Origin of the sequence: Xanthomonas citri pv. mangiferaeindicae (assembly GCA_002240395.1) — a bacterium.
GTDB classification, from domain to species: domain Bacteria; phylum Pseudomonadota; class Gammaproteobacteria; order Xanthomonadales; family Xanthomonadaceae; genus Luteimonas; species Luteimonas citri_A.
This window is the reverse complement of the sequence record CP016836.1, coordinates 1,087,690-1,099,865: the sequence shown is the minus strand read 5'-3', so window position 1 is coordinate 1,099,865 and position 12,176 is coordinate 1,087,690. Positions and strand designations below refer to the sequence as shown.

At 72.1% G+C, this 12,176-nt stretch carries 10 protein-coding genes; 3 read left to right on the top strand and 7 right to left on the bottom strand.

What is annotated here, in order from left to right; all coding sequences use genetic code 11:
* Positions 1 to 19 precede the first annotated feature (19 nt).
* Positions 20 to 829, bottom strand: a complete 810-nt coding sequence (locus tag BEN78_04640) for a hypothetical protein (GenBank protein ASR42778.1) — start codon at positions 827 to 829, stop codon at positions 20 to 22.
* 29 nt (positions 830 to 858) lie between these two features.
* Here BEN78_04640 and BEN78_04635 point away from each other — a divergent pair, with 29 nt between their 5' ends.
* Positions 859 to 1,251, top strand: coding sequence for a hypothetical protein (locus tag BEN78_04635; GenBank protein ID ASR42777.1), 393 nt, complete (start codon positions 859 to 861; stop codon positions 1,249 to 1,251).
* A gap of 623 nt (positions 1,252 to 1,874) precedes the next feature.
* On the opposite strand, the gene BEN78_04630 is transcribed toward BEN78_04635, so the two are convergent.
* From BEN78_04630 to BEN78_04605, 6 genes are all read right to left on the bottom strand, one after another.
* Positions 1,875 to 3,506: a hypothetical protein gene (locus BEN78_04630; GenBank protein ASR42776.1), complete on the bottom strand. Its 1,632-nt coding sequence runs from the start codon at positions 3,504 to 3,506 to the stop codon at positions 1,875 to 1,877.
* 109 nt (positions 3,507 to 3,615) lie between these two features.
* Entirely contained in the window at positions 3,616 to 5,586 is a 1,971-nt protein-coding gene (locus BEN78_04625; protein ID ASR42775.1) for a lytic murein transglycosylase, read from the bottom strand.
* Positions 5,587 to 5,673: 87 nt separating this feature from the next.
* Positions 5,674 to 6,177 carry a hypothetical protein gene (locus BEN78_04620; protein ID ASR44911.1) on the bottom strand — a complete coding sequence of 168 codons (504 nt, stop codon included), beginning with the start codon at positions 6,175 to 6,177 and terminating at the stop codon, positions 5,674 to 5,676.
* Between the two features lie 29 nt (positions 6,178 to 6,206).
* A complete protein-coding gene (locus BEN78_04615; GenBank protein ASR44910.1) occupies positions 6,207 to 6,854 on the bottom strand; it encodes a methyltransferase in 648 nt (215 codons plus the stop codon).
* A 65-nt stretch (positions 6,855 to 6,919) separates the two neighbouring features.
* Positions 6,920 to 7,549 (bottom strand): lysophospholipase, encoded by a 630-nt coding sequence (locus BEN78_04610; GenBank protein ASR42774.1) that lies wholly within the window; start codon positions 7,547 to 7,549, stop codon positions 6,920 to 6,922.
* Positions 7,542 to 8,804 carry an aminotransferase gene (locus tag BEN78_04605; protein ASR42773.1) on the bottom strand — a complete coding sequence of 421 codons (1,263 nt, stop codon included), beginning with the start codon at positions 8,802 to 8,804 and terminating at the stop codon, positions 7,542 to 7,544. Before BEN78_04605 ends, BEN78_04610 begins: the two co-directional genes overlap by 8 nt.
* Before the next feature lie 151 nt (positions 8,805 to 8,955).
* Between BEN78_04605 and BEN78_04600 the strand changes: the two genes are divergently transcribed.
* Both BEN78_04600 and BEN78_04595 read left to right on the top strand, forming a co-directional pair.
* Positions 8,956 to 10,041, top strand: coding sequence for a ribosome small subunit-dependent GTPase A (locus BEN78_04600; GenBank protein ASR42772.1), 1,086 nt, complete (start codon positions 8,956 to 8,958; stop codon positions 10,039 to 10,041).
* Between the two features lie 905 nt (positions 10,042 to 10,946).
* A complete protein-coding gene (locus BEN78_04595) occupies positions 10,947 to 12,173 on the top strand; it encodes a hypothetical protein (GenBank protein ASR42771.1) in 1,227 nt (408 codons plus the stop codon).
* Positions 12,174 to 12,176: the final 3 nt, after the last annotated feature.

Genomic DNA, 12,176 nt, shown 5'->3' with positions numbered 1-12,176 from the left:
CCACGGGCCGATGGCTGCCTCAACGCGCGCTGGCGCCGCGTCCGAATCTGCGCTCGTACTCGGCGCGTTCGGCGGCGGGCATGCGGGTGCGGATATCGTGGAACGTCCAGGTTCGCGGTTCGGCTTGCCAACGATAGTGGCGCAGACGCAGGCCGGCCAACGGCGTGGCCGTGGCGATGTCCAGCCGTTGCGGCGTGCGCCCGGACTCCAACGCCAGCGGCGGCAATGTGGCCGGCGTGCGCCAGTCCCCTGGCGGATCGAGTGTCCGGCCCGTGATGACCTGCGCCGATGGCATCTCGTGACCGTCCGCATCGATCGGCACCGCGGTCGTCCACAGGCCATCGCGACGCGTGGGCGCGGGGTGATCCTGCAGCAGTGCGACCCGATGCGGCGATATCCATTCGATGCGCGCCTCCCTGTTGTGCGTGGGCGAGTCCCCGTAACGCACGGTTTCGGCCTGGTCCCAGCGATAGACATCCACCTCGCCGGTCATTCGCACCGTGTCCAGCGCCCACAGCGTATCGGCCGGCACGTCGGGCGGGAGTTGGAACGGAAATGCCAGTTGGGTGTCGACGATGCGCTGGCGATCGGACATCGGCAGGATCGGGTGCACGATCGTCGCGTCGGTGCCGGGCAGCGGCTGGCCGGCGGCGTCGAGCAGGGTGACCGTGCGCAGCCGCAGGCTGAGGAAATCTGCGATGGGCGGGCCACTGCGGCCGACCGCGCGACCATCGGCGCCGATGGCGATATGCGGGCGACCGCCATCGGGCGCGCGTTGCACCCCGGCGACCAGCATGGTCTCCAGCACGGTGTCGTCCGCACTCGCCATCCAGGATTCGAGCGCACCTTCGGGGTGGGGTGGGGGGCGTACAGTTCAGGGTCGTCGACCGGGGCAGAGAACGGCGGCACGTCGAGGATGGCGTGCGTCGATTCGATCGACGCCTGCGCCAGGTCCGCATCGAGTTCGAGTTCCAGGACCGGCTCGGTGGCCATGTCGACCACGTGCAGACGATGCACGTCGGACTCGGCGCTGTCGGTCGTGCGTTCCAGGTACAGGCGGGTTTCGAGCGGCACGCCGTCGTCGATGCGGACTGCCTGCCGGCCGTGGCCACGCAGACCGGCGCCATCGATCTCGAGGTCGAGCACGGCAACCGTGGCGTCGAGGCTGCGGACTCGCGAAGTCTGCCGAAGACCCGAGAAATCGCCGCTGTCGTCCTGGCGGGTGGCCTGGTTGCCGACGCGCAGCGATGACGGGAGCATCCCGGGGCGCAGCGCGAGCGCGGCCATCCGGGCGGAGGCGAGCAGGGACGTGGCCGGATCGTCAGGCGGTACCGACCGCCACGCCGTCGTGACGACCGGCCGCAGCGCGACGCCTTCGCGCTGCAGCTGCAGATCGAAACCCGCGTAGGCGGCGGGCGGCACGCGCCCGGCCATCTCGTCGGTGTGACGGTCCGGCGCGCGCGTCCAGACCGGGCGGATGCGCAGCGGCGTGTCATCGCGCGCGGGCATCCCTGGCGAGACTGTGGCATAGCTCCAGTGCCTGCGCGGCACAGCATCCGGCGCCGCAGGCAGGACCGTGTGCGCGATGAAGACCACGCGCGGCGTGACGTCCGCGGCGTCGGCCAAGCCCGCCATCGTCCACAGGCAGAGGCCCATCGCGATGTCACGCGGTCCGATCATCGACGCGTTGCTCCTTCATTGGATCGCCGGTCGACGCCGGGTGGGCGGACCGTTGCGGTGAGCCGGACATTATCCCCGACGCGCTGCCACCGCACTTCGGTCCGGGCGCCGCTGGGTCGCCGGAGGGATCGACACATCGCACGCAACACAGGCACCGGACGCCACGCGCATCGCCGGCCGATACCGGCGCGGCCTCAGTCCGCGCCGAAGTCCGGGTCGTTTTCGCTCGGCTGCATGCTGATGTCGTCGATCGTCAGCGCGCGTCGCTCGGCACGCCAGCGGTAATGCAGCAGGCGCAGACCGGCCATGGGGGCGTACGTGGCGATCTCCGTGCGGTCGACGGCGCGTTCCGGGTCGAGTTGCAGCAGCGGCATGGCGTCGAGCGTGCGCCAGTCGCTGGCGGCATCGGATGCGCGGCCGACGAAGAGCTGCGAGGAGGCAATCTCGCGACCGGCCGCATCGATCGGCACGACCGTGGTCCATGTGCCCTGGGTCCGGCCCGCGGCGGGGGCGGTTTGACGCAGCGTGGCGCGGTACGGCGACGTCCATTCGATCAGCGTGTCGGCAGTGTGCGTGCTCTGGCTGCGATACGGCACGGGTTCGGCCCGATCCCAGCGGTAGACCCGGATATCGGCGGTCAGGCGAATGCGCGACAGGGGCTGCAGGGTCGAGGTCGACACCGTCAGCGGCAGGCGGAAGGGAAACGACACGCGGGTCTCTTCGAGTCGCATGCCGTTGAACACCGGAAAGTTCGGCTGCGTGACCGTCGGGTTCGCGCCCGGCAGCGGCTGCCCCTGGGCATCGAGCAACTGGACATCGCGCACGTGCAGAAAGCCGACACGGGGCGTGCTGGCAGCCGGACGGCCGTCGGCATGCAGCGCGATGTGCGGGCGGCCGCCGTCGCTGTGCGCCAGCACATCGAAGGCCAGCGCCATGTCGAGATCGCTGCCGTCATCGGGCTGCATCCAGGCCGCGAGCGTGCCCGCCTCGATCGGGTCGGTCGCGAACAGGGCCGGGTCGTCGCTGCGCGCCGAGAACGGCGGCGCCGCCAGCCGCTCGGCGGTGACGTTGAACACGCCTTGCGGCTGCGAGATGGCGTGTTCGAGATCGAGGACGGGCTCGGTCGCCATGTCCACCAGATACAACCGATGGGTCTCGGGCGTGCCCTGGCCGTCACTGGAGGTGAGATAGAGCCGCGTCTCCAGCGGTCTGCCGTCCTGGCGGCGTACGGCCTGCCGCCCGTGTCCCGAGAGGCCGTCGCCCTCGAACTCGACATCGAGCAGCACGATCTCCGGCGTCAGCGCGCGCACGCGCATGTGCGTGTCGAGGGACGCGAAATCGCCACCGCGGGCGCGGTGCGTGAGGCGCTGCCCCAGTTGCGGCGTCGCGGGCAGCGCCACCGGGCGCAGGCCCAGAGCCTGCACCCGCAAAAGCGCGAGAAACCGGGCATCCGAGGGGCCCGAACGGCGCTCCCAGCCCGCCAGGTCGGCAGGTTGCAGCACTGTGCCGCCGTCGTTGCGTGGCAGTGTCAGGGTGAAGCCGCGCTCGAGGATGTCGATCGCAGCGCGATCGCCCTCGTCCCGGTGATCGAGCGCAAGCGAGCCGCGCGCGGAAGACCCGCGCCCCTGCACCCACAGCGGGCGGATGCGCAATTGCGACGCGTTGTCCGGCGCGGACTGCATCGAGACATCCACGTAGGCACGGAACGGTTGCGCACGTGCACGCACGCCATCGGGCGTGACGTCGTGTGCGACGAAGACCACCTGCGGGTCGACGGGTGCTGCCTCGACCCCACCCCAGACCGCGCCCACCAGGCACACGGCCATGCACACCTTACGCCACACCCTCGACTCCCTTATGCGAATGGGAATGCGCGCATCTGCAGGCATTCCCGGATCCATCACGACCGCCGTCCATTATCCCCGATGCGTCGACTCAGCCGGCCGACCGGTCCGTCGGGCAGGCGAAGCGCGTATCGCGCTGGGCCTCGGCGCCGCGCAGGCGTTCGTCGAGCTTGGCCGCGCGGCCGTACATGCGCCAGTCGTAGAGCACGCTGAAGGCGAGCACGCGGGCGACGTACTCGCGCGTTTCGCGGTAGCTGATCGTTTCGATCCAGAAGTCGGGGTCCATGTCCGGGCGCTGCGACAGCCAGCGCGAGGTTGGCGTCGGCCCGGCGTTGTAGGCGGCGATCGCGACGTAGGGCTTGCCGTACATGTCCTTCTTCTCGCGCAGGTAGGCGGTGCCCAGCGCGACGTTGGTCTCGGGGTCGTACAGGCTCTCGGCGCCGGCCCAGTTGCGGCCAAGCCGGCGCGCGACCGCGGCGCCCGTCGCGGGCAGCACCTGCATCAGCCCGCGGGCATCGGCCGGCGAGCGTGCGCGCGGGTTGAACGTGCTCTCGGCGCGGATCTCGGCCGCGACCCAAGCCGGGTCCAGGCCGTGGCGCTTGGCCTCGCGCTCGATCAGCGCCTGCTGGGTCAGCGGAAAGCGCAGCGCGTAGAGCCGGGTTTCGTCGGGCTGGCGGCCGAGCCCGAACACCGCGCGGTCGTACCAGCCGTTCTCCTGGGCCACCAGCACCGCGATGCGCCGCTGCTCGTCGTCGAAGCGTGCGAGCGCAGCGCTCCATTCGCGAGTCGCCCAGATCGGCCGCTCGATGCGATACAGCGCCATCGCCCGCACGATGCCCGGGTCGGTCGCGACGCGCGTCTTGGCCTCGTTCGACGGTGCGAAATCCCAGGGGCACAGCGCGTAGGGTTGGCCGAGGCGGTCGGCGGCGAGGAAGCCGTGGAAATCGGATTTGGTCGCCGCGTCGCGGTACAGCCGCTCGGCGGTGGCCGGATCGCCGGTCAGGGCCGCCAGCCGCGCCTCGAAATAGGTCCAGCGCGATTGCGCGCGCTGCGCTGCGCCCATCGCGCGGATCGCCGTCAGTGCCGCCGGCCAGTCGCTGCGCGCCATCGCCTCGCGCACGCGCCATTCGTGCAGGCGCTCGTCGTAGGCCGAGGCCGGCACGCGTGCCAGCAGCCGCGCCGAGTCCGGCAGATAGGACGCCACGGTCCACAGCGCGGCCTGGTAGAGCACGCGGCCGTTGTCTTCCTCGGTGAAGCCCAGCGCCCCCGCGACCGCCGGCAACTGCGCCTCGGCGCCCAGCGGATCGTCCTTGGCCAGGCGCGCCAGCCCGTGCGAGGCGACCAAGCGGCTGCGCGCGGTCTTCGGCCAGCCGGTGGCGCGCGCGTGCGGCGCCTGCAGATAGGCCGCGTAGTCGGTCGCCAGCGGCTGCTCGGCCACCGACATTCCCCGCGCGATTCCCCGCGCGATCGCCACGTCCTGCGCGGCGACGGCCAGGTCGAAGCGTTCCCAGCGCAGGGCGTCGTCGAGGCCGCCGCGCGCGGATAAGGTTTGCAACGGGGCATCGCAGGTGTCGGGCAGCGACGTGCCGCTGCTGCGCCAGATCGCCTGCATGTCGCGCGTCCACTGCGCATCGGTGGCGCCGGTGCGGGCGCGCGCGTCGAGCTCGATGCAGCGCAAGGCGACATTCGAAATCGACGGCGACCAGGCCGCACGCACGCCGGCCCAATCCTGGCGCTTGGCCAGCGCGCGCAACCAGCTCTCGCGGAAGACCTCGGCCACCGGCGCGCCGGCATGCCGGGTCAGGAAGTCCTGGCCCTGCGCCAGCGGCAGCGTGTCGAGATTGCGCCGCAGCGCGGCCAGTTCCAGCCAGGCGGCGGCCGGATGGCCGGTCATTGCCGGTGGCACCGGCTGGCCGCGCTCGGCCGCCTGCATCGCCGCGAGAAAGCCGTCGTCGCCCGGTGCTTGCGCCTGCGCAGCGGCGGCGAGCGCGAGCAGGGACAGCAGTGCACCGCGCAGCGTGCGCGGCAGCGAGTGGGCGGTGCGAGGGGCGCTGGACGGCATCGGCAGACAGGCTTCGGCGAAGGGCCGACGACTATAGCCAAGCGTCGCTGAAGCCGATGTGGCAGCGGCGGTGCCGCCTGCAGCAGCTCAGTCCGCGCGCAGCCAGGCGAGTACCGCGTCGACGTCGTCGGCCTCGAGTAACAACTCGGCCAGGGCGTGCTGGCCGGTCGCCGCAGCGGTGGCGGCCAGCGCCGATGCACACAGCGTTTCGTCCCAGTCCGGCGTGGCGACCAGGCCGGCGAGCAGCGGCAATCGGGCGAGCGCGGCGACGTAGCCGTCGATCAGGCTGTCGGGAATCACCGCATCGCTGGCGGCGCGCGCCAGCTCGATGCTCGCCGGCAGCACGAAGTGGCTCGGGCAGGCGCGCTCGGGCGCCTCGGCCAGCGCGGCGACGATGTGCGGCACGGCGGCGAACGAGGCCGGGTGCACGCGGCCCTCGTCGCACAGCGCCGCCCACAGCGCCTGCCACGGCGGGCTCTGCCAGCTGTCCTCGGTGGCGCCGTCGAGCTGCGCCAGCAGGGCCGGCACGCCAAGGGCGACGCCATGCGCGCAGCTCAGCCGTGCCCACGCCGGGTCGTCGAGCGCCAGCATCGGCGCATCGGCCAGCCCGTCGCGCGGACTCATGTGCGGCGGCCCACGATCAGCCAATTGTTGAACGGCGTGTCGCCGTACAGCGGCCGCAGCGTGGTCGCCAGGCCCGCGCCTTCGAGCTGCGTGCGCAGGCCGTCGGCGGTCGGATAGCAGCGTGCGCGTTCCTGCATCCAGCCGGCGAAATTGGCCAGCCGATCGGTGATGCGCGACGTCCGGCTGCGGGTCGAGCCGTCGGCCAGTCCGCTGCGGATCACCAGCAGCGCGCCCGGGGCGAGCATCGCGATCACCTCGTCGAGCAACGCGCGCTGACGCTCGTGCGACAGGTACTGCAGCACGTCCAGGATCGCGACGCTGCCGCGATGCGCCGGCAGGCCGGCGGCAAGGTCGAGCACGTCCAACTGCACGTCGGCCAGTCCGGCGCGCGCGGCGACCTCGCGGCCGCGGCGGATCTTGGCCGCGTCGATGTCGACACCGGCGTAGGGCAGGGCCTGGCCATCGGCACGCAGTGCGTGCGCCAGCAGGCCCAGGCCGCAGCCCAGGTCGAGCACCGGTGCGGTCGTCGGCCGCAGCGCCTGCAGCACGCCCGGATACAGCGGATCGGTGCGCAGCTTGGTCAGCGTGTAGTAGTAGTCGTATCGGTTGCCCAGCGGGTGGCGCGGCAGGAACGCGCGCGCAATGCCACGCGCGGCGTCGCGCGGATAGGGGGCGGTGGAGAGCGGGGTGGGATCGGAGGTGGTCGCGGTCATGCCCGCGACAATAAGCCGCGTGCGACCGGCAGCGCCAGTCGGGCCCAGTCTGCGTGCAGCGCGGCCGAGGGATGCAGGCCATCGTCGGCCAGCATCGCCGGCTCGCCGCCGCGGGCGCGGCTGATCGGTGCGATGTCGACGAACGCCACGCCCTGCCGTGCACAGAGCGCCGCCGCGGCGGCGTTGTAGGCATCGAGCGTGTGTGCGATCTCGGCGACGTGGCGCCCAGACTGCGCGCCGAACGGCGTGACGCCCCAGTCGGGGATCGCGAGCACGAACACGCGCTGGGCACGGTCGCCGGCGAAGCCGATCGCCCGCGCGAGCAGTGCTTCGAAGCGCGGCACATAGTCGTCGAGCGCGCGGCCGCGGTACTGGTCGTTGACGCCGATCAGCAGGCTGACCAGGTCGAACGGTCCTTCGGGTGCGGCGGCATCGATGCCGGCGTCGAGCTCGTCGGTGGTCCAGCCGGTGGTTGCGATGATCTGCGGCGTATCGATCGCGGTCCCGGCCGCGCGCAGCGCATCGGCCAGCACCACCGGCCAGCGCGATGCCGGCGCGATGCCCTCACCGATCGTGTAGCTGTCGCCGAGCGCCAGGTAGCGGACCGGCCGCGCGCGCTCAGCCATTGACCGCGCGCGGCACCAGCGGCACGACCTTGCGCGCGTCGGTGATCTGGCGATCGAGCACCCGCTCGATCCGCGAGAACACCTCGCGCAGCTGCGCCGGCTCGGGCAGCAGCGTCACGCGGAAATGGTTGCGATAGGGCACGTTGAAGCTGTTGCCCGGCACCACCAGCACGCCCTCGGCGTCCATCAGTTCCAGCGCGAACGCGTGGTCGTCGAAGCCCTGCGCGAACTCCGGCGCAATGCCGGGGAAGGCGTACAGCGCGCCGGCCGGCTCGACCAGTTGCAGATAACGGCTCGCCGCGCAGGCGTTGACCACCGCCCGGCGCGCTTCGTACAGCCGCCCGCCGGGCGCGCACAGCGCGCCGATCGTATCGACACCGGTCAGCGCGGCTTCGATCGCGAACTGCCCGGGCACGTTCGCGCACAGGCGCAGCGCACCGAGCAGGTCCATCGCGTTGCGAAAATCGCGGCTGCGCGCCTCACTGCCCGACAGCACCGCCCAGCCCACACGCCAGCCGCAGGCGCGGTGGACCTTCGACAGCCCGCCGAACGACACGCAGGGCACGTCGCCTGCGATCGGCGCGAGCGGCTCGAACACCGCGCCGTCGTAGGTGATGGCGTCGTAGATCTCGTCGCACAGCAACAGCAGGCCATGACGCTCGGCGATGGCGACGATGCGCTCGAGCAGTGCGCGCGGGTACACCGCACCGGTCGGGTTGTTGGGATTGATCAGCACGATCGCGCGCGTGCGCGGCGACACCAGCGCTTCGAGCGCATCGGGGTCGGGCAAGAAGCCGTGCTCGGCCTTGCACTGGTAGAACACCGGCCGCCCGTCGTTGAGGATCGTCGCTGCCGACCACAGCGGATAGTCGGGCGAGGGCACCAGCACTTCGTCGCCGGGATTGAGCAGCGCGCGCAGCGCGATGTCGATCAGCTCGCTGACGCCGTTGCCGACGAACACGCGCTCGGGCGAGACCGCATGCGCGCCGCGCGCGGCATGGTGCGCGGCGATCGCCTCGCGCGCGACCGGCAGACCCTGCTGGTGGGTATAGGGATCGGTGTCGTGGATGCGCCCGGCGATCGCGCGCTGCAGGTGCTCGGGGGCGCGGAAGCCGAAGGCGCCGGGATTGCCGATGTTGAGCTTGATCAGCGTGCGCCCCTGCGCCTCCAGCTCGCGCGCTCGCCGGGCCAGCTCGCCGCGGATTTCGTAGCGCACTTCGGACAGGCGTTCACGGGTTTTGAGGGGGGCGGACATCGGGCGGCGCTCTGCGCGGGGAGGGTCGCCCGATGCTAGCCCAAAAGATGCATGAATGCGCCCGGGCCGACGAATGGTCATGCCCGCCGCCGTGCGCGCCTTGGCGCCGTCCCCGTAGAATCCGCCGCATGCCGACTGTCCCACCTACCGCTTGACCGCCCCCGACCCCGCGCTGCGCGCAATCGGCTGGCCATTCGACGGCCCCCCGTCCGGCCCCTGGGCCGAAGCGATGGCCGCCCACCCGCAGGCGCACCCCCGGCGCGTGGTCGAGCAACACCGCTCCGGCTACCTGGTCGCCGGTGCGCCCGGCGAAGCGTTGGCGGTCGAGTCGCTGCCCGATTGGCTGCGCCGCAGTGGCTACCGCAAGGGCACGATGGCCCCGGAGGACCGCGCCGCGGTCGGTGACTGGGTGCTGGTCGAGGACGAACGCCGCATCGTCGCGATGCTGCCCCGGCGCAGCGCGATCAAGCGCGCGGCGGCCGGCGAGCATTACCGCCAGCAATTGATCGCGGCCAACATCGACACCGTGCTCGTGGTCTGCGGCCTGGATGCCGACTTCAACCCGCGTCGCATCGAACGCTACCTGCTGCTGGTGCAGGGCGGCGGCACGCCGGTCGTCGTGCTGACCAAGGCCGACCGCGACAGCGCCGACCCCGAAGCCGCGCGCGCCGCGCTGGCCGAGATCGCCGCGCTGGGCGTTGCGGTGCTGGCGGTCAACGCCCGCGACCCCGACAGCGTCGCCGCCCTGCACCCCTGGCTCGGGCCGGGCACCACCGCGGTGCTGGTCGGCAGCTCGGGCGCCGGCAAGTCGACGCTGACCAACACCTTGCTCGGCCGCGAACACATGCGCACCGGCGCGGTGCGCGACAGCGACGACCGCGGCCGCCACACGACCACCCACCGCGCGCTGATCCCGCTGCCGGCCGGTGCCTGCCTGATCGACACCCCGGGCATGCGCGAGCTCAAGCCGACCGGCGAAGAAGACCTCGCCGAAGGCGGCTTCGCCGACATCGAAGCCTTGGCCGCCGACTGCCGCTTCCGCGACTGCCGGCACGAACGCGAGCCCGGCTGCGCCGTGCGCGCCGCGGTCGAAGTCGGCACCCTGACCGCGCAGCGGCTGGCGAACTACCTCAAGCTGCGCGACGAACGCGACGCCGCCACCGCGCGCCGCGCCGACCGCCTGGCCGCCCGCCAGGACGACGCCCGCCCCACCGGACGACGGCCCGGCCGCCGCTGAGGCTTGCTCGCGCGCGCTGCGGTGCTGTGCTCCCGACGCCGCAGCGCCGCGCTCCCTCTCCCCCCGTGCGGGCCATTGCGCCTTCGGCCGTCGCAGCACTGTGCTCCCTCCCCCGCTCGCGGGGGAGGGCTGGGGTGGGGGTGCTCGGCCGCGAGGGCGTGTCATTTGGAACTCGGTAAAGCCCCCGCCCCCACCCGTCGCGCTGCGCACGTCGACCTCGCCCCGCAGGCGGGGGAGGTGAGATTGCGCGCGCCACGAGCCAAGCCGGGGAGGTGCCGCGATCTTTGGCACTGCAGCGCTGCGCTCCCTCCCCCGCGTGCGGGGGAGGGCTGGGGTGGGGGCGCTTGGCCGCGAGGGCGTGTCGTTTGGAACTCGGTAAAAGCCCCGCCCCCACCCGCCGCGCTGCGCACGTCGACCTCCCCCGCATGCGGGGGCGGTGAGGTTGCACGCGCCATGAGCCAAGCGGGGGAGGTGCCGCGATCTTTGGTACTGCAGCGCTGCGCTCCCTCCCCCGCGTGCGGGGGAGGGCTGGGGTGGGGGTGCTCGGCCGCGAGGGCGTGTCGTTTGGAACTCGGTAAAGCCCCCGCCCCCACCCGTCGCGCTGCGCACGTCGACCTCGCCCCGCAGGCGGGGGAGGTGAGATTGCGCGCGCCACGAGCCAGGCAGGGGAGGTGAGATTGCACGCGCCGCGAGCCAGGCGGGGGAGGTGGTCGCGGTCTTCGGGCTGAAATGCTGAGCTTGAATGTGTCCACCATGTCCCCGAACACCTGTCCACCATGTGCCCGGTCTGTACAGCCGCGCTATGCGCGTCGACCAGCCCGCAAGCGGGGGAGGGAGGAATGCGGGCGCCGCGAGCCGAGGACGCGGCGTTGCTACAGTGGCCGCGCCGCGACTAGGAGCTGCCGATGCCCGATGCGATCGCCCATCACGCTGCGCTCGATGCGCGCATGGTCGCCGCTGCGCGTGGGATTCGCTTGCTCGGGCTGGCGAGTTGGGCGCCGCAGACGCAGCAGCGGTTCCTCGCAGCGTTCGCGGCCGGGCGCCGCGAGATGCCGGAGGTCGTCTATCCCACGCTCGATTTTGCCGAGGCGCGGCGCGAGTTGGCCGCGGTCGCGGCGGCGGCCGACGCGCAGCATCCGCTGGGCGCGTATCTGGTCGAATCGGCGCAGGCCTGGGACGTGGCTGCGCGCCTGCTCGAGACGCTGGGCACCGGCGCGGTCACCGCGCATGCGGTCGCCCTCTACGGGCGCCCCGACGCGCCGTTGCCGGGTGGGGCGCTGACGACCTGCGATGCGGCGCGGCATTTCCTCCAGATCGCCGAGGCCTACGATCCGGCCCTGCTTGGCGAGGCCGACGACCCGACGGTCGATGCCGCAACGCTGCAGGCGCAGCTCCAGGGCGATCTGGATGGGTACTTCGGCACACGCGTGGTCGAGGTCGCACTCGATGCCGGACTGATCGCCAAGGCCGCCGCCGGCGCCTATCGACTGCGGCTGCGCGCCGATGCGCGCTACTCGCCGCACGACCGCGCGCAACTGCTGCAGCACGAAGCCTTCGTGCATTCGTTGACCGCGCTCAACGGCCGCGCGCAGCCGGTGTTGCCGAGCCTGGCGATGGCCGCGCCGCGCACCACCGCCACGCAGGAAGGACTGGCGGTGTTCGCCGAGCAGATCACCGGCAGCCTCGACATCGCCCGCATGAAGCGGGTCAGTCTGCGTACCGAGGCGATCGCGCGTGCACTGGACGGAGCCGACTTTCTGCAGGTGTTCGACTACTTCCACGCCGCCGGACAAGCCCCGGCCGAGAGCTTCGCTTCGGCGCAGCGGGTGTTCCGCGGCGTGCCATTGAGCGGCGGCCATGCCTTCACCAAGGACACGGTGTACCTGCGCGGCTTGATCGACGTGCACACCTTCTTCCGCCAGGCGCTGGCGCAGCGCCGCTTGCCGCTGTGCCGGCAGTTGTTCGCCGGCAAGATGACCCTCGACGATGTGCATCGGTTCGCGCCGCTGTTCGACGACGGCACCCTGCAGTCGCCGCACTGGCTGCCGCCGTGGCTGGCGCGTGCCGGCGGGCTGGCGGGGATGCTCGCGTTCTCGTTGTTCGCCAACCGCATCCGGCTCGACCGGCTCTAGCCG

Excerpts from the sequence above, each read along its gene's own strand:
- BEN78_04640 (ASR42778.1), bottom strand. The coding sequence starts at position 829 with ATGGCGAGTGCGGACGACACCGTGCTGGAGACCATGCTGGTCGCCGGG.
- BEN78_04630 (ASR42776.1), bottom strand. The coding sequence starts at position 3,506 with ATGGCCGTGTGCCTGGTGGGCGCGGTCTGGGGTGGGGTCGAGGCAGCA.
- BEN78_04625 (ASR42775.1), bottom strand. The coding sequence starts at position 5,586 with ATGCCGTCCAGCGCCCCTCGCACCGCCCACTCGCTGCCGCGCACGCTG.
- BEN78_04620 (ASR44911.1), bottom strand. The coding sequence starts at position 6,177 with ATGCTGGCGCTCGACGACCCGGCGTGGGCACGGCTGAGCTGCGCGCAT.
- BEN78_04610 (ASR42774.1), bottom strand. The coding sequence starts at position 7,549 with ATGGCTGAGCGCGCGCGGCCGGTCCGCTACCTGGCGCTCGGCGACAGC.
- BEN78_04605 (ASR42773.1), bottom strand. The coding sequence starts at position 8,804 with ATGTCCGCCCCCCTCAAAACCCGTGAACGCCTGTCCGAAGTGCGCTAC.
- BEN78_04595 (ASR42771.1), top strand. The coding sequence starts at position 10,947 with ATGCCCGATGCGATCGCCCATCACGCTGCGCTCGATGCGCGCATGGTC.